This window comes from Microbispora sp. H10830, from assembly GCF_014161375.1.
Lineage (GTDB): Bacteria > Actinomycetota > Actinomycetes > Streptosporangiales > Streptosporangiaceae > Microbispora > Microbispora catharanthi.
The window spans coordinates 161,386-179,214 of record NZ_JABBWX010000001.1 but is presented as its reverse complement, the minus strand read 5'-3'; the positions used below and the strand labels follow the sequence as shown (position 1 = coordinate 179,214).

At 71.3% G+C, this 17,829-nt stretch carries 13 protein-coding genes; 10 read left to right on the top strand and 3 right to left on the bottom strand.

Features of this window, described 5'->3' with window-relative positions; translation table 11 throughout:
• The first annotated feature begins 136 nt into the window (after positions 1-136).
• From gltB to HHX35_RS00820, 4 genes are all read left to right on the top strand, one after another.
• Entirely contained in the window at positions 137-4,663 is a 4,527-nt protein-coding gene (gene gltB / locus HHX35_RS00835; protein WP_182897135.1) for a glutamate synthase large subunit, read from the top strand.
• 56 nt (positions 4,664-4,719) lie between these two features.
• Positions 4,720-6,204 carry a glutamate synthase subunit beta gene (locus tag HHX35_RS00830; RefSeq protein WP_182897134.1) on the top strand — a complete coding sequence of 495 codons (1,485 nt, stop codon included), beginning with the start codon at positions 4,720-4,722 and terminating at the stop codon, positions 6,202-6,204.
• A gap of 175 nt (positions 6,205-6,379) precedes the next feature.
• The gene (locus HHX35_RS00825) at positions 6,380-8,044 is read left to right on the top strand and encodes a S8 family serine peptidase (RefSeq protein ID WP_259404676.1); all 1,665 of its coding nucleotides are present in this window, start codon (positions 6,380-6,382) and stop codon (positions 8,042-8,044) included.
• 152 nt (positions 8,045-8,196) lie between these two features.
• A complete protein-coding gene (locus HHX35_RS00820) occupies positions 8,197-8,613 on the top strand; it encodes a DUF2784 domain-containing protein (RefSeq protein ID WP_182897133.1) in 417 nt (138 codons plus the stop codon).
• Here the strand turns inward: HHX35_RS00820 and HHX35_RS00815 are convergent.
• Positions 8,534-9,388, bottom strand: a complete 855-nt coding sequence (locus tag HHX35_RS00815) for a hypothetical protein (RefSeq protein WP_182897132.1) — start codon at positions 9,386-9,388, stop codon at positions 8,534-8,536. The genes HHX35_RS00820 and HHX35_RS00815 overlap by 80 nt on opposite strands.
• A gap of 107 nt (positions 9,389-9,495) precedes the next feature.
• On the opposite strand from HHX35_RS00815, the gene pyk reads away from it, so the two are divergent.
• From pyk to HHX35_RS00790, 6 genes are all read left to right on the top strand, one after another.
• Positions 9,496-10,929, top strand: a complete 1,434-nt coding sequence (gene pyk, locus HHX35_RS00810) for a pyruvate kinase (protein ID WP_182897131.1) — start codon at positions 9,496-9,498, stop codon at positions 10,927-10,929.
• Positions 10,930-11,158: 229 nt separating this feature from the next.
• Positions 11,159-12,910, top strand: coding sequence for an ABC transporter ATP-binding protein (locus HHX35_RS00805; RefSeq protein WP_310738827.1), 1,752 nt, complete (start codon positions 11,159-11,161; stop codon positions 12,908-12,910).
• Positions 12,907-14,796, top strand: coding sequence for an ABC transporter ATP-binding protein (locus tag HHX35_RS00800; RefSeq protein WP_182897129.1), 1,890 nt, complete (start codon positions 12,907-12,909; stop codon positions 14,794-14,796). The genes HHX35_RS00805 and HHX35_RS00800 overlap by 4 nt, the downstream gene beginning before the upstream one ends.
• 163 nt (positions 14,797-14,959) lie before the next feature.
• Complete coding sequence (locus HHX35_RS00795; RefSeq protein ID WP_259404675.1) at positions 14,960-15,397, top strand: anthrone oxygenase family protein; 438 nt, start codon at positions 14,960-14,962, stop codon at positions 15,395-15,397.
• Between the two features lie 11 nt (positions 15,398-15,408).
• Entirely contained in the window at positions 15,409-15,531 is a 123-nt protein-coding gene (locus tag HHX35_RS43045) for a hypothetical protein (protein WP_259404674.1), read from the top strand.
• Complete coding sequence (locus tag HHX35_RS00790; RefSeq protein WP_182897127.1) at positions 15,528-16,136, top strand: NAD(P)H-binding protein; 609 nt, start codon at positions 15,528-15,530, stop codon at positions 16,134-16,136. Before HHX35_RS43045 ends, HHX35_RS00790 begins: the two co-directional genes overlap by 4 nt.
• 5 nt (positions 16,137-16,141) lie before the next feature.
• On the opposite strand, the gene HHX35_RS00785 is transcribed toward HHX35_RS00790, so the two are convergent.
• Both HHX35_RS00785 and HHX35_RS00780 read right to left on the bottom strand, forming a co-directional pair.
• Positions 16,142-16,579: a thioesterase family protein gene (locus HHX35_RS00785; RefSeq protein WP_182897126.1), complete on the bottom strand. Its 438-nt coding sequence runs from the start codon at positions 16,577-16,579 to the stop codon at positions 16,142-16,144.
• Positions 16,576-17,721, bottom strand: coding sequence for an acyl-CoA dehydrogenase family protein (locus HHX35_RS00780; protein ID WP_182897125.1), 1,146 nt, complete (start codon positions 17,719-17,721; stop codon positions 16,576-16,578). The genes HHX35_RS00785 and HHX35_RS00780 overlap by 4 nt, the downstream gene beginning before the upstream one ends.
• Positions 17,722-17,829 lie beyond the last annotated feature (108 nt).

Here is a 17,829-nt window from a genome sequence, read left to right as displayed (position 1 = left end):
TGACCTGTGAAGGTTCGCGAAGCGGACCTGGGGGGCACTATTCCGGCAGCGTGTTGTAATCTCTAAGCACCACAACCGCAGCAGGGCCAGCGTCGTCCCTCTGTTCCACGCAGACGTTGACGACGGGAGTGACTACATGCCTGCTGCCCGCCTTGGCCTTCCCGGAGGTCTCCCCGAGCCCCAGGGACTCTACGACCCCGGATTCGAGCACGACGCCTGTGGCGTAGCCATGGTGGCCGATGTCGCCGGCCGCCGCAGCTACGACATCGTCGCCAAGGCACTGACCGCGCTCCGCAACCTCGACCACCGGGGTGCCAGCGGCAGCGAGCCGGACACCGGCGACGGCGCGGGCATCCTCACCCAGATCCCCGACGCGTTCTTCCGTGCGGTAGTGGAGTTCCCGCTGCCGGCCGAGGGCGCGTACGCCGCGGGCACCGCCTTCCTGCCGCTGGACGAGCAGGCCAGGCGGACCGCGATCGGCCTCATCGAGGAGATCGCCGCCGAGGAGGGCGTGACCATCCTCGGCTGGCGCGACCTGCCGGTGGACCGCGACCTGCCCGGCGCCACCGCGCGGGCGGTCATGCCGCACTTCACGCAGCTGTTCGTGACCTCGGCCGGCGGCGAGACCGGCGTCGAACTCGACCGGATCGTGTTCGCCTTCCGCAAGCGGGCCGAGCACGAGGCGGACGTCTACTTCTCCTCGCTGTCCTCGCGGACCATCGTCTACAAGGGCATGCTGACCTCGCTGCAGGTCGAGCCGTTCTTCGCCGACCTGTCCGACGAGCGCTACGTCAGCGCCATCGCGCTGGTCCACTCGCGCTTCTCGACCAACACCTTCCCCTCCTGGCCGCTGGCCCACCCGTACCGGTACGTCGCCCACAACGGTGAGATCAACACCGTGCGCGGCAACCGCAACTGGATGCGCGCCCGCGAGGCCATGCTCGCCACCGGCCTGATCCCGGGCGACCTGCGGCGGCTGTTCCCCATCTGCGACCCCGACGGCTCCGACACCGCCTCGTTCGACGAGACGCTGGAGCTGCTGCACCTCGGCGGCCGGTCGCTGCCGCACGCCGTGCTGATGATGATCCCGGAGGCGTGGGAGAACCACACCGAGATGGACCCGGCCCGCCGGGCCTTCTACGAGTTCCACTCCACCCTCATGGAGGCGTGGGACGGCCCCGCGTCCATCACCTTCTCCGACGGCACGCTGGTCGGCGCGGTCCTCGACCGCAACGGCCTGCGCCCGGGCCGGTTCTGGGTCACCGACGACGGCCTGGTCGTGCTCGCCTCCGAGGCGGGCGTGCTGTCCGACATCCCGCAGGAGAAGGTCGTCCGCAAGGGCCGCCTGCAGCCGGGCCGCATGTTCCTGGTGGACACCGCGCGCGGCCGGATCATCGAGGACGACGAGATCAAGGCCGAGCTCGCCGCCTCCCAGCCGTACGGCGAGTGGCTGCACGCGGGCCTGGTCCGCTTCGAGGAGCTGCCCGAGCGCGAGCACGAGCACCCCACCCACGAGGCGCTGGTCAAGCGGCAGCAGACCTTCGGCTACACCCAGGAGGAGCTGCGGGTCATCCTCACGCCGATGGCCAAGAACGGCGCCGAGCCGATCGGCTCGATGGGCACCGACACCCCGGTGGCCGTGCTGAGCGAGAAGCCGAGGCTGCTGTTCGACTACTTCAGCCAGCTGTTCGCGCAGGTCACCAACCCGCCGCTCGACGCCATCCGCGAGGAGCTCGTCACCTCGCTGCAGTCGACGATCGGCCCCGAGGGCAACCTGCTCGAGCCCGGCCCGGCCTCGTGCCGCCGGCTCGTGCTGCCCTACCCGGTGATCGACAACGACGAGCTCGCCAAGATCATCCACATCAACGACGAGGGCGCGCTGCCCGGCTTCCAGCCGTACGTCGTGTCCGGCCTGTTCGACGCGGCCGGCGGCGGCGAGGCGCTGGTGCGGCGGCTGGAGGAGATCCGCCAGGAGGTCTCCCGGGCCATCGAGGACGGCGCGCGGATCATCGTGCTGTCCGACCGCGGGTCCTCCCGTGAGAAGGCGCCGATCCCGTCGCTGCTGCTCACCGGCGCCGTGCACCACCACCTCATCCGGGAGAAGTCCCGCACCCGGGTCGGGCTCGTGATCGAGACCGGCGAGGCCCGCGAGTGCCACCACATGGCCCTGCTCATCGGCTACGGCGCCAGCGCGATCAACCCCTACCTCGCCCTGGAGACGGTCGAGGACATGATCGCCACCGGTCAGCTCGACCTCGACCCGCGCAAGGCCGTGCGCAACCTGATCAAGGCGTACGGCAAGGGCGTGCTGAAGGTCATGTCCAAGATGGGCGTGTCCACGGTCGCCTCCTACACCGGCGCGCAGATCTTCGAGGCCCTCGGCCTCGGCGCCGAGGTCATCGACCGGTGCTTCGCCGGCACCACCTCCCGTCTCGGCGGCGTCGGCTTCGACGTGCTCGCCAAGGAGGCGCTGGAGCGGCACGCGCGGGCCTACCCCCGCGCGGAGAACCCGCACCGGCGGCTGGAGGTCGGCGGCGAGTACCAGTGGCGCCGCGAGGGCGAGCCGCACCTGTTCAACCCGACCACCGTCTTCAAACTGCAGCACTCCACCCGCACCCGGCGGTACGAGATCTTCAAGGAGTACACGTCCCTGGTGGACGGGCAGTCCGAGAAGCTCATGACGCTGCGCGGCCTGTTCACGCTGCGTCCCGGCGGCGCGCCCGTGCCGATCGACGAGGTCGAGCCGGTCGAGTCGATCGTCAAGCGGTTCTCCACCGGCGCCATGTCGTACGGCTCCATCTCCATGGAGGCGCACGAGACGCTGGCCATCGCGATGAACCGGCTCGGCGCCAAGTCGAACACCGGTGAGGGCGGCGAGGACCCCGAGCGGCTGCACGACCCCGAGCGGCGCAGCGCGATCAAGCAGGTGGCCTCCGGCCGCTTCGGCGTGACCAGCGAGTACCTCGTCAACGCCGACGACCTGCAGATCAAGATGGCGCAGGGCGCCAAGCCCGGCGAGGGCGGCCAGCTGCCCGGCCACAAGGTGTACCCGTGGATCGCCAAGACCCGGCACTCCACGCCCGGCGTCGGCCTGATCTCGCCGCCGCCGCACCACGACATCTACTCGATCGAGGACCTGGCCCAGCTCATCCACGACCTGAAGAACTCCAACCCGCGTGCCCGCGTCCACGTGAAGCTGGTCGCCGAGGTCGGGGTCGGGACCGTGGCGGCGGGCGTCAGCAAGGCCCACGCCGACGTCGTGCTGATCTCCGGCCACGACGGCGGCACCGGCGCCTCCCCGCTGACCTCGGTCAAGCACGCGGGCGCCCCCTGGGAGCTCGGCCTGGCCGAGACCCAGCAGACGCTGCTGCTCAACGGCCTGCGGGACCGCATCGTCGTCCAGGCCGACGGCCAGCTCAAGACCGGCCGCGACGTGGTCATCGCGGCGCTGCTCGGCGCCGAGGAGTACGGCTTCGCCACCGCTCCGCTGGTCGTCTCCGGCTGCGTCATGATGCGGGTCTGCCACCTCGACACCTGCCCGGTGGGCGTGGCCACCCAGAACCCCGAGCTGCGCAAGCGGTTCACCGGCAAGCCCGAGTTCGTGGTGAACTTCTTCGAGTTCATCGCCCAGGAGGTGCGCGAGTACCTCGCCGAGCTCGGCTACCGCTCGCTCGACGAGGTCATCGGCCGGGCCGATCTGCTCGACACCACCCGGGCGGTCGAGCACTGGAAGGCCGCCGGCCTCGACCTGTCGCCGATCCTGCACCAGCCGGAGCTGCCCGAGGGCACCCCGCGCCGCAAGGTCGTCGAGCAGGACCACGGGCTCGACAAGGCGCTGGACAACACGCTGATCCAGCTCGCCGAGGGCGCGCTGAACTTCGGCGACCCGGTCACGCTGGAGCTGCCCATCCGCAACGTCAACCGCACGGTCGGCACGATGCTCGGCCACGAGGTGACCAAGCGGTACGGCGGAGCCGGCCTGCCGGACAACACGATCGACGTGTCGTTCACCGGCTCGGCGGGCAACTCGTTCGGCGCGTTCGTGCCGCGCGGCGTCACGCTGCGGCTGACCGGCGACGCCAACGACTACCTCGGCAAGGGCCTGTCGGGCGGCCGGATCGTCGTCCGCCCGCACCCCGACGCGCCGTTCGAGGCCGAGACGCAGGTCATCTCCGGCAACGTCGGCCTGTACGGCGCGACGTCCGGCGAGGTCTTCGTCCGCGGCGTCGTGGGCGAGCGGTTCTGCGTGCGCAACTCCGGCGCGACCGCCGTCGTGGAGGGCGTGGGCGACCACGGCTGCGAGTACATGACCGGCGGCCGGGCCGTCGTCCTCGGACCGACCGGCCGCAACTTCGCCGCCGGCATGTCGGGCGGCGTCGCGTACGTGCTCGACCTGCGGCCCGAGCGGGTCAACCGCGAGATGGTCGAGCTGGAGGCGCTGGACGACGACGACACCGAGTTCCTGCGGGAGATCGTCGAGAAGCACTTCGCGGAGACCGGGTCCACGGTGGCCAAGGCGCTGCTCGCCGACTGGGACGCCGCGCTCGGCCGGTTCGGCAAGGTCATGCCGACCGACTACAAGCGGGTCCTGCGGGCGCGGGCCGCCGCCGAGGCCGAGGGCCGCGACATCGACGAGGCGGTCATGGCCGCCGCCCACGGGTGACGCCGATGCGAATCATCACGACCGTTTCCACGCAGGGATAGAGGGGGGTAACACCGTTGGCTGACCCGAAGGGGTTTCTGACACACGGGCGCGAGCTGCCGGCGCGCCGCCCGGTCGACGTTCGCATCCGCGACTGGCGCGAGGTCTACGAGGACTTCCCCCGGCCCGCCCTCACCAAGCAGGCGGCCCGCTGCATGGACTGCGGCATCCCGTTCTGCCACAACGGCTGCCCGCTCGGGAACCTCATTCCCGAGTGGAGCGACCTCGTCTACCGCGACGACTGGCGCGAGGCGATCGAGCGGCTGCACGCGACCAACAACTTCCCGGAGTTCACCGGCCGCCTGTGCCCCGCGCCGTGCGAGTCGGCGTGCGTCCTCGGCATCAACTCCGACCCGGTCGCGATCAAGCGGGTCGAGGTCGAGATCGTGGACCGCGCCTTCGCCGAGGGCTGGGTCACGCCGCAGCCGCCCGCCGCCAAGACGGGCAGGAAGGTCGCGGTCGTCGGCTCGGGCCCGGCCGGCCTCGCCGCCGCGCAGCAGCTCACCCGCGCCGGGCACGACGTGGTCGTGTTCGAGCGGGCCGACCGGATCGGCGGACTGCTCCGCTACGGCATCCCCGAGTTCAAGATGGAGAAGCGGCACGTCGACCGCCGCATCGCCCAGATGGAGGCCGAGGGCACCGAGTTCCGCACCGGCGTCAACGTCGGCGTGGACGTCACCGTGGCCCGGCTCCGCGAGGAGTTCGACGCCGTCGTGCTGGCGGGCGGCGCCACTGCCTGGCGCGACCTGCCGGTGCCCGGCCGCGAGCTCAAGGGCGTCTACCAGGCGATGGAGTACCTCCCGCCCGCGAACAAGACCCAGGAGGGCGACTACACCGAGTCGCCGATCTCGGCCGAGGGCAAGCACGTCGTCGTGATCGGCGGCGGCGACACCGGCGCCGACTGCATCGGCACGGCGATCCGCCAGGGGGCCCTGTCGGTCACGCAGCTGGAGATCATGCCGAGGCCGCCGGAGACCCGTCCGGGCAGCCAGCCGTGGCCGACCTACCCGATGCTGTTCAAGATGGAGAGCGCGCACGAGGAGCTGGAGGCCGGGGCGGGCGACCGCGTGTACGCGGTGTCCACCACCGAGTTCGCCGGCGACGACGAGGGCAACGTGCGGGCGCTGCGCCTGGTCGAGGTCGAGGGCCCGGCGTCGGGCTTCGCGCCGATCCCCGGCACCGAACGGGAGATCCCGGCCGAGCTGGTGACGCTCGCGATGGGCTTCCTCGGCCCGGAGAAGGGCCCGCTGCTGAACGACCTCGCGGCGCTGTCCGGCGGCCCGGAGTCGTTCTTCGACGCCCGGGGCAACGTGGCCAGGAACGCGTCGTACGAGACGTCGGTCGAGGGCGTGTTCGCGGCCGGCGACATGGGCCGGGGCCAGTCGCTGATCGTCTGGGCGATCGCCGAGGGCCGGTCGGCGGCGGCGGCGGTGGACCGCTACCTGAGCGGGCGGACCGTCCTGCCCGTTCCCATTCCGCCGACCGCGAGGCCCCTCGTCTGAGATGTGACCCGCCGCCGTGGTCCCAGGGGACCGGACCACGGCGATCGGGGCGTAGGGGATAAAACGGGCATATCCAAGTTCGGTGGCCGGGTTGCGAGCGCGTACGGCTGCCGGGAGGATGCTGTGCCCGGATCGAGGGGCCTCCGCACCAGGGGCCCGCAACCGAGGAGGATCGTTGTACGCACGGGGGCGGCTCGCCGGGGCCATCATGTCCATCACCATGCTCGGCGGGCTGGGGGCCGCGGCGCTGCCGGGGGCGGCGGCCGCGTCCGAGCCCGCGCAGAACTACCTGGTCTTCTACAAGGACGGCGGCTCGGCCGCCGCGCAGCGGGCGGCCGAGGCGGCCGGAGGAACGGTCCAAGGACGGGACGACAAGCTCGGCTACCTCGTCGTGCGCGCGTCCGACCCCGAGAAGATCGGCGCCGACCCCTCCGTGGTCGGTGTGACGCTCGACCGTCCCATCGGCAAGACCGCCGGCGCGCCCGCCACATCCGGCGCATCTGTCTCCGCCGGCACGCGGAGCACGGAGCACGTCCGGTCGGCCGCGAAGCATGTCAGGTCAGCACAGGGCGGCGACCCGCTCTCGGGCCGCCAGTGGGACATGAAGATGATCGGCGCCACCCCCACCGGGTCGTACGCCAAGGCCCGGGGCAGCCGCAAGGTGCTGGTGGGCGTCATCGACACCGGCGTCGACGGCACGCACCCCGACATCGCGCCCAACTTCAACCGGGCGCTCAGCCGCAACTTCGTCGTCGACCAGCCGACCGACGAGAACGGCAAGACGCTCGACGGGCCCTGCGAGCACACGGGCTGCAAGGACCCGGCCGACGTCGACGACGACGGCCACGGCACCCACGTCGCGAGCACGATCGGCTCGCCGATCAACGGCCTCGGCGTCAGCGGGGTCGCCCCCGACGTGTCGCTGGTCAACCTCCGCGCCGGCACCGACTCGGGCTTCTTCTTCCTCAAGCCCACCATGGACGCCCTGGAGTACGCCGCCGACGTCGGCGTCGACGTGGTCAACATGAGCTTCTACGTCGACCCCTGGACGTTCAACTGCGAGAACAACCCGAGCGACACGAACAGGGAGCGGCTGGAGCAGCGGGCGATCCTGGAGGGCATGCGCCGCGCGGTCAAGTACGCCCGCGCGCACGGCGTCACACTCGTCAGCGCGATCGGGAACGAGGGCCTCGACCTCGGCAAGGTGAAGAGCGACACCTCCAGCCCCGACTTCCCGAAGGGCGCGGAGAAGAAGCGGGTCGTCGACAACACCTGCATCAACGTCCCGGCAGAGCTGGACGGCGTCATCTCGGTGTCCTCCGTGGGCCCGGCCGGGCGCAAGGCGTCGTACTCCGACTACGGCGTCGAGCAGACCGACATCGCCGCGCCGGGCGGCGACATGTTCGACGGCGGCACCGATTTCAAGGGCGCGAGCCGGGAGATCCTGGCCGCCGCCCCCGAGAGCGTCCTGCGCGCCAAGGGCCTCATCGACGCCGCCGGCAAGCCGAAGACGTCCTCGGTGATCCGCGACTGCCACGACGGCAAGTGCGCCTACTACCAGTACATGGAGGGCACCTCCATGGCCGCGCCGCACGTCACCGGGGTGGCGGCGCTGATCATCGGCAGGTTCGGCAAGCCGGGCAAGGGCGGGCTCCAGATGGACCCCGCGCAGGTGGAGCGCCTGTTGTACGCTGCGGCGACGCCGAAGGGCTGCCCGGCCCCCCGCACCTACCGGTACGGCACGGGCGAGAGCCAGCTCTGCGAGGGGCCCACGGCGAAGAACGGCTTCTTCGGCCACGGCCTGGTGGACGCCGCCCGCGCCGCCACCGTCGCGCCCTGAGCCTGCTCCTGGGCCCCTTCCCGGGGCCCTTACTGGGCCTCGTCCCGGAGCTCGTCCCGGGGCTCGTCCCCACCTGAGTACGCGCCTGAGTAGTCCACCGGATGCCCGGCGAGCCACTGCGGCCTACCCTCCTTCGCGGAGGAGGGCAGATCATGATCTACCGGCTCGTCTGGCAGGCCACGATGGTGGCGCATTTTCTCGTCATCGCCTACATCGCCCTGGGCGGCTTCCTCGCCTGGTGGCGGCCCCGGTTGATCTGGCCGCACCTCGCGCTGTGCGCCTGGGGGCTGGTGCAGCTCGCCGGGCTCGTGGAGTGCCCGCTGACCGCGCTGGAGAACTGGGGGCGGGCCAGGGCGGGGGAGACCGGCCTGCTGCCCGGCGGCTTCATCGACACCTACATCGAGGGCGCCGTCTACCCGGAGGCGTACGTCTGGCACGTGCGGCTGGCGGTGATCGCCGTCGTGCTCGCCTCCTGGGCGGGTCTCGCGATCAGGATCCGCCGACGCCGCACACGTCCTGCGCGTACGACAGGAACGCCTGCTGCACCGGAGCCGGGGGCGTCGCGATGAGGTAACGTTTCTCGCCGCCGCCCACGGTGCCGTAGATCGGGAACAGGTAGGCCTTCTTGGCCTCCGCGAACGCGTGCCAGTCGCAGCGCATGGGAGTGACCTCCACCGGGATCTCCAGCCGCGTGGCGTCCGCCGCGAGCACGGCCACCGGCCTGCGCTTGCCGGAGCGGGGGAGCATCGTGTAGTGCGTGGTGGCGCCGAGGTCGTCGATGGTGATCGGCTCCGATCCGCCCTTCCTGGTGACGACGAGGTTCCCGTGGAGGGTCCGGCCCGCGCGAGTCCAGGTGTCCCCGAACGTCACGTCCACCGACCGGCGCAGGATGTAGGCCCCGCACTCGGCCTTCACCAGCCCGTCCAGCGTGGGATCGGGGTGGTGGACCGGGAACACCACCTTGCGCGGTGTCCCGTCGCCGACCTGGATGTGCGCCACCACCGTGGCCGGGCGCACCGGCGGGATCTTCGCCGGGTCGCAGCGCGCCTCGCCGTACGGGATCCGCAGGTCCGTGCGCGGCGTCCTGCCTAGGGTGGTGTCCAGGCGGGTCGGCGGGAGCGTCGCGAACGAGCCGGTCACGAGCTGGACGTCCCGGAAGCGCACCTGCGTGCCGGTGTCGTTGCGCACGGACACCTCCAGCTCGTGGGACGTCTCGTCGCTGCGCCACTGGTTCAGCGATACCGAAACACCCGTCGGCGGCGCGGTCGATTCGGTACCCTGGCCTCCGCACGCGGCCAGGGTGAACAGCGCCGTTATTACCCCCCAAGTCCGGGTACGTCCCATGGCTGCCAAGGCTAGGGCACGCGGATGATCGCGTGAAGTGTCTGAACATTTGGCGACAGCTGTGTGCGCCGTCATTGCAAGTGGTCTGTACCAATTAGGGTAGTGCTGTGAGTCGTCGAGCAAAGATCGTCTGTACCCTCGGGCCCGCCACCTCCTCGCCGGAGCGCCTACGCGAGCTCATCAAGGCGGGCATGAACGTCGCCCGCTTCAACCTCTCGCACGGCAGCCATGAGTTGCACAAGGAGGTGTTCGACCGGGTCAGAGCCGCCGCCGACGAGCTGGGCTGCGCCGTGGGCGTCCTCGCCGACCTCCAGGGCCCCAAGATCCGCGTCGGGCGTTTCGCCTCCGGGCCCGTACGGCTCGGCTTCGGCGACGTCTTCACGATCACGACTGAGGACGTCCCCGGCGACCGGGACATCGTCTCCACGACGTACGCGGGCCTGCCGGGCGACGTCAAGCCCGGCGACACGATCCTCGTGGACGACGGCCGGCTGAACCTCGAGGTGACCGCGGTCGAGGGGCCGCGCGTCGTCACCCGTGTCGTCATCGGCGGCATGATCTCCGACAACAAGGGCCTCAACCTCCCCGGCGTCGCCGTCAGCGCTCCGGCGCTCACGGAGAAGGACGAGGAGGACCTGCGCTGGGCCCTGCGCACCGGCTTCGACATGATCGCCCTGTCGTTCGTCCGGTCGCCGGACGACGCCGCGCTCGTCCACGGGATCATGGAGGAGGAGGGCGTCAGGCTCCCGCTCCTCGCCAAGATCGAGAAGCCGCAGGCCGTCGACTGCCTCGAGGAGATCGTGGACGCCTTCGACGGCGTGATGGTCGCCCGCGGCGACCTCGGCGTCGAGCTTCCGCTGGAGCAGGTGCCGATCGTCCAGCGCCGCATCATCGAGCTGTGCCGCGAGAAGGCCCACCCGGTCATCGTGGCCACCCAGATGCTCGACTCGATGATGAGCGCTCCCCGGCCCACCCGCGCCGAGGCGTCCGACGTCGCGTACGCGGTGATGGACGGCGCGGACGCGGTGATGCTGTCCGGCGAGACCTCGGTGGGCACCTACCCGATCGAGTCGGTCTCCACGATGGCCCGCATCGCGGTCGCCGCGGAGGGCACCACGCTGCAGGCCACCCACACGCTGGAGCGCCTGCCCGAGACCACCGGCGGCGCCATCGCCCGCGCCGCGGCCGAGGTCGGCGCGATCGTCGGGGCCAAGGCCCTGGTGGCGTTCACGATGTCCGGCGAGACCGCCCGGCGCCTGGCCCGCTACCGCTCGCCGATCCCGCTGCTGGCGTTCACCTCCAACCCGCAGGTGCGCGGCCAGCTCGCGCTGACCTGGGGCGTGGAGACGTTCGAGGTGCCGTTCGTGCACCACACCGACGACATGGTCCGCCAGGTTGAGGCCTCGCTGCTGTCGCTCGGCGTCTGCGAGAAGGGCGACAAGGTCGTCGTCGTCGCCGGCTCGCCGCCCGGCAACCACGGCTCCACCAACGCCCTGCGCGTCCACACGATCGGCTCGGCGGTCGCCCACCCGTCGACCTGACCCCGGCGGCCGGGTTCCCCCGGGCCGCACGGCCTGGGGCACCCGGCGGCGGAAGAAAACCCCTTGAAGGCGCGGCGCCCTTCGACGGAGCATGGCAGGAGCGAGTCGACCTTTCCTGTCAGATGCCGGAGGAGCGCTGCGCCCGTTGATGGACCCCCCTCAGGCATCGGAGTCCCCTCAGGCACCGGACTCAACTCAGGCACCTGGGCCCGACGCGAGTGACGACGCTGTGCGCCGGACGTCGTGGCGCTCGCTGTGGCGGTTGCGGTCCTACCTGCGCCCCTATGTGCCCAGCCTGGTGGTGTCCTGGCTCGCCGCGCTGCTGGGGATCGCCGCGGCCACGGTGATCCCGCTGGTGAGCAAGGAGATCATCGACGGCCCGGTGGCCCACGGCGACCTCGGCGGGCTGGTCCCCCTCGGGCTGCTGGCCCTCGGACTCGGCGTCGCCGAGGCGGTCCTCACGTTCGTCCGCCGCTGGTCCCAGGCAGGGCCGGTCCTCGGCCTCGAGACCGCGATCCGCGACGACCTCTACCGGCACCTCCAGCGGCTGCCGATGAGCTTCCACGACAGATGGCAGTCGGGCCAGCTGCTGTCCAGGGCGACGACCGACCTGTCGACGATCCGCAGGTTCCTCGGCTTCGGCGTCCTGTTCCTGATCATGAACATCCTGCAGCTCACCGCGGTCACCGTGGTGCTCCTGCGGATGTACTGGCCGCTCGGCCTGCTCGTCGCCGTCTCCGCCGTCCCGGTCGTGGTCCTGGCGCTGCGCTTCGAACGGCGCTACATCGTCATCTCCCGGCAGGTGCAGGACCAGCAGGGCGACCTCGCCACGCTGGTCGAGGAGTCGGCCGTGGGAATCCGCACGGTCAAGGCGTTCGGGCGGCGCGAGCACGTCTTCGCGAACTTCGCCGCCGCCGCCCGCGAGATCCGCCGCACCTCGCTGGCGAAGGTGCGGCTGGCCTCCCGGTTCTTCACCTTCCTCGAAGTCGTGCCGAACGTCACGCTCGCCCTGGTCCTGCTGCTCGGCGCGATCGCGGTCGGCGCCGGCGCGCTGACGCTCGGCACCCTGGTCGCCTTCACCACGCTGGTCCTCCAGCTCGTCTGGCCGGTCGCCTCGCTCGGCTACATCCTCGCCATGGGCCAGGAGGCCATGACCTCGGCCGACCGGGTGGTCGAGGTGCTCGACACGGTGCCCGCGATCAGCGGCGGCCCGGCCGTCATCGAGCGCCCGCGCGGCCACGTACGTTTCGAGGGCGTCGGGTTCCGCTTTCCCGGCGCCGACCGGCCGGTGCTGCGCGACGTGTGGCTGGAGGTGCGGCCGGGGGAGACCGTCGCCCTCGTGGGGGCCACCGGGTCGGGCAAGACGACGCTCACCGCGCTCGTGCCCCGCCTGCTCGACGTAACCTCGGGCCGCGTCACCGTGGACGGGCACGACGTGCGGCACCTGTCGCTGACCTCGCTGCGCTCGGTGGTCGCCACGGCGTTCGAGGAGCCGACGCTCTTCTCGATGAGCGTCCGCGAGAACGTGACGCTCGGCCATGGACACGCCACCGAGGAGGAGATCAGGCAGGCCCTGGAGATCGCGCAGGCGACCTTCGCCTACGACCTGCCGTGGGGGCTCGACACCCGCATCGGAGAGCAGGGGATGTCGCTGTCGGGCGGTCAGCGGCAGCGGCTCGCGCTGGCCAGGGCGGTCCTCGGCAGGCCGCGGGTGCTCGTCCTCGACGACACCCTGTCGGCGCTCGACGTGGAGACCGAGGCGCTGGTCGAGGAGGCGCTGCGGCGGGTGCTCGCCGAGGCGACCGGCATCGTCGTGGCGCACCGCGCCTCGACCGTGCTGCTCGCCGACCGGGTGGCGCTGCTGCGCGACGGCACCGTCACCCACGTCGGCCGCCACGGCGACCTGCTGTCGGCCGTGCCGGAGTATCGCCGACTGCTCGCCCAGGACGCCGACCTCGACCCCGAGGGATCGATGCGATGAGCCAAGAGACCGGCAGCGACGCGGGGAATACCGAGCGAACGGGACGTGAGCGTTCCGATGGCGACGCGAGAAGCACGGAAACGTGGCGCGGGGTCGCCGCCGAGAACCGGGACGAGATCTCCGAGCACGTCTCCCTGCTGCTGCGCACCCGGTCGCGCCGCCTGCTCGGCGACCTGCTGCGCCCGCACCGCCGGGCCATCGGCGTGCTCACGGCGGTCATCGTGGTGTCCAACGCCGCGGGACTGGCCCTGCCGTACCTGGTGAAGGCGGGCATCGACGACGGCATCCCGCCCATGGTGCGCGGGCAGGGCGCGGGCACGCTGCTCGCGATCGTCGGCGCGGTGCTGGCCGCCGCGCTCACCCAGGCGCTCACCCGGCAGGCGTTCCTGCAGATGTCGGGCCGGATCGGCCAGGACATCCTGCTGGAGCTGCGCCGCCGGGTCTTCGACCACTTCCAGCGCCTGTCGCTGCCGTTCCATGAGAAGTACACCTCCGGGCGGGTCATCTCCCGGCTCACCTCCGACGTGGACGCCATCGCGGAGCTGCTCGACTCCGGTTTCGACGGCCTGGTCACGGCCGTGCTCACGTTGTGCGGCACCGCGGTCATGCTGCTCGTGCTCGACGTGCGCCTCGGCCTGGTGGCGCTGCTGCCGTTGCCGGTCCTGCTGCTGTTCACCCGGTGGTTCCGCCGCCAGTCGAGCGTCGCCTACCGCCGTACGCGGGAGGCGGTCGCGCTGGTCATCGTCCACTTCGTGGAGTCGATGACCGGGATCCGCGCGGTGCAGGCGTTCCGGCGGGAGCCGCGCAACCAGGAGATCTTCGAGCGGCTCAACGCGGACTACCGCGCCGCCAACACGCGGGGCATGCGCCTGGTCGCCGTGTTCATGCCCGGGATCAAGCTGATCGGCAACGTCACCGTCGCGGCCGTCCTGCTGTACGGCGGCCTGCTCGCGCTGCGCGGCACGGTCACGGTCGGCGTGCTCGCCGCCTTCCTGCTCTACCTGCGCCAGTTCTATGAGCCGATGCAGGAGATCAGCCAGTTCTACAACGCCCTGCAGTCGGCCGGGGCGGCGCTGGAGAAGCTGTCGGGCGTGCTGGAGGAGCGGCCCTCGGTGGCCGAGCCCCGCCGCCCGGCGCCGCTGCCGCGCGCCGCCGGGGCGTTGCGCTTCGAGGCCGTCCGGTTCGCCTATCCCGACGGCCCGCCGGTGCTGCCGCTGCTCGACCTGGTGATCCCCGCCGGGCAGACCGTGGCCGTCGTCGGCACCACGGGCGCGGGCAAGACGACGCTGGCCAAGCTCATCGCCCGGTTCCACGACCCGGTCGCCGGGCGGGTGCTCCTCGACGGTGTGGACCTGCGCGAGCTGGACGAGGACACCCTGCGCCGTCACGTGGTGATGGTCACCCAGGAGAACTACCTGTTCAGCGGGACGGTCGCGGACAACGTGCGGTTCGGGCGGCCCGGCGCGCCGGATTCGGAGATCGAGCGGGCCGCCGAGGCCATCGGCGCCCACACGTTCGTCTCCGCGCTGCCCGACGGGTACGAGACCCAGGTCGGCAAGCGCGGCGGCCGCATGTCGGCGGGGCAGCGGCAGCTCGTCGCGTTCGCCCGGGCGTTCCTCGCCGACCCCGCCGTGCTGATCCTGGACGAGGCCACCTCCAGCCTCGACGTGCCCAGCGAGCGCCTCGTGCAGCGGGCGCTGCGGACGATCCTCGCCGACCGGACCGCACTGATCATCGCCCACCGCCTGTCGACCGTGGAGATCGCCGACCGGGTGCTCGTCATGGAGCACGGCCGGATCGTGGAGGACGGCCCGCCGGACCGCCTGATCGCCGGCGCCGGCCGGTTCGCCCGCCTCCACCGCGCCTGGCTCGACAGCCTCGCCTGACCTCCCGCCGTCGGCGGCTACTCCCGGCGTCGCAGCGCCGGCAGCCGGGGTGATCCCCGTGGGGTAGCGGCAGATGACTCCGTGGGTGGGACGCCGTCGAACTCCGGCCGGACGACGATAGCCGTTCATGGGAACCCCATTCAGGTACGTCCACGGGGCGGCGTTGCTTGCCACCGGCCTGCTCGCGGGCGCGTTCGCGTACGGCGCGGCCAACGTGATCCCCACGTTCGGGGCCGTTCCGCTGGATGTGCGCCTGACCTTCCACACCACGATGATGAAGGTCAACGAGCCGGTCATGCAGAGCGCCATGGCGCTGGCCATCCTCACGACCTTCGGTCTGGCGATCGCCGGCCGCGGCCGGGCGCGCCGGCTGGCGCTCGGCGCCGGTGCGCTGGCGCTGACCTCGCTGCTCGTCACCGTGTTCGGCAACGTCCCGCTGCATGCGCGTTTCCGGGAATGGGCTGCCGGTCCGGTCCCGGATGGCTACGCCGAGATCTTCCGGCGGTGGGAGCTGTTCCACGACCTGCGCACCTTGAGCGCGGTGGCCGCTTTCGTCTTGATCATCACCATCGCCGTCGTCGACCGGCCCTCCAGCCGCTAAGGAGAACAGTCATGTTCCGTCGCCGTCCTGGTCACCGTGCCGCCGGACCTCCCGAGCTCGGCGAGTTCGCCCGGTTCGCCCCCGACGGACGGGTTCAGCGCGTCGACTCGATCACCCGGACGGTGAAGCCGTGAACCTCACTCTGATCGGCTCCACCGGCCGCACCGGCCGCTACGTCCTGGCCGAGGCGCTGCGCCGCGGCCACCGGGTCACCGCCTTCACCCGCAACGCCGCCGCCCTGGAAGCGCGGCCGGATGCCGTCGTCGAAGGCGACGGCCGCGACCTGGACAAGATGCGCGCGGCCGTGGAGGGCGCGGACGCGGTGATCTCCATCATCAACGGCGGCGACAGCAGCGACCCGCACCGCGCGGCCGAGGCCACCCGCACCGTCATCCAGGCCATGACGGATTCCGGGGTCGAGCGGCTGATCGTCACCACTCCCTACCCGATCGTCGCCCGCAAGCCGTTCCTGCTCATCTGGCTGCTGCGCCGCCTGCTGGCCACCCCCTACGCCGACGCTCGCGACCTGGAGCAGGCCGTGAGCACCAGCGACCTGGACTGGACCATCGTCCGGCTGACCCGGCTCACCGACCGGCCCGCCGCAGGGTCGGTCGTGATCCGCCGCGAGCTGCTGGCCACGCCGCGTGCCCTGACCCGGGCGGACGTGGCGACCACGCTGCTGGACATCGCCGAGGAGGGCCACCTGAGCGGAGTGGCCGTCAACGTCCACGGTCGCTGAAACCACTAAACGGGGGGACGGGAGAGGAGGCGTTCCATGGCGGGGCGCAGGGGCGGGCCGATCTCCACGGGGCGGCGGGTGTGCCGGTCGACGAAGACGTGCGTGAAGTCGCCCTCGGCGACCAGTGTGTCGCCGGCGAACAGTGCGAGCTGGTAGCGGACGCTGGAGCGGCCGAGGTGCCCGATCCGCAGGCCCACGCTGATCACCTGCGGGAAGGACACCGAGGCCCGGTAGGAGCAGCGCGACTCCACGCACAGCCCGATCGCCGGGCCCTCGTGGATGTCCAGCCCGGCCTCCTCGATCAGCCAGGTGTTGATCACAGTGTCCATCAGCGAGTAGTGCACGACGTTGTTGACGTGCCCGTAGACGTCGTTGTCCTTCCACCGGGTGGGCACGTCCCGCCAGTGGGGATACGTCGCCCGGTCGTTCGCAGGCCCGTTCACAAGCCGAGGTCCCGGCCGATGATCTCGCGCATGATCTCGTTGGAACCCGCCCAGATCCGGGTCACCCGGGCGTCCGTCCAGGCCCGTGCCACGCGGTACTCCTTCATGTAACCGTAGCCGCCGTAGAGCTGCACGCAGGCGTCGATCACCTGGTTCTGCACCTCGGCGGTCCACATCTTGGCCTTGGCCGCGTCGACCGCCGTCAGCTCCCCGTCGGTGTGGGCGGCCACGCACTGGTCGACGTACGCCCGGGTCACCTCCACCTTCGTCACCAGGTCGGCCAGGGTGAACTTGTTGTACTGGAAGCTGCCGATCGCCTGGCCGAACGCCCTGCGCTCCTTCACGTACGACAGGGTCTCGGCGAGCACGGCGGCGGCGTGGGAGATGTTGGTGACGGCGCTGCCGAGCCGCTCCTGGGGGAGGCGCTCCATCATGGCGACGAACCCCCGGTCCACCTCGCCGATCACGTTGCCGGCGGGCACCCGCACGCCCTCGAAGAACAGCTCGGCCGTGTCGGCCTCCGGCTGGCCGACCTTGTCCAGCTTGCGCCCCCGGTGGAAGCCGGGCATGCCCTCCTCGACCGCGAACAGCGTGATGCCCTTGGCCCGCTTCTCCGGGCTCGTCCGGGCCGCCACCACGACGAGGCCGGCCTGGTAGCCGTTGGTGATGAACGTCTTGGAGCCGTCGATGATCCAGTCGGAGCCGTCCCTGACGGCGGTCGTGCGCAGCGCCGCCAGGTCCGACCCGCCGCTCGGCTCGGTCATGCCGATCGCGGTGATCATCTCTCCCGAGCAGAACGGCGGCAGCCAGCGCTTCTTCTGCTCGTCCGTCGTCAGCTCCACCAGGTAGGGCGCGACCACGTCGAAGTGGATGCCGAAACTGGACGCCAGAGCCATGCCCACCCCGGCCAGTTCCTCGGTGAGCACGGCGTTGAAGCGGTAGTCGCCCGCAGCCGCGCCGTCGTACTCCTCGGGGACCTCCAGGCCGAGGAATCCCTGCAGGCCGGCCTCCCGCCACACCTCGCGGTCGATCAGCCGGCGCTCGATGAACTCCTCGGCCCTCGGGGCGACCGAGCGGATCACGAACTGCCGCACGGAGTCGCGGAAGGCCTCGTGGTCCTCGCCGTAGATGGTGCGTCGCATCGATTCTCCAGACGATTGTTCGGTATCGGGATACTAGTGTCCCTCTTTCCGATCTTTGCCCCGTCGCGTCGCCCAGACCGGCACCTCGCTGCGTTGTCGTCGTCGCCT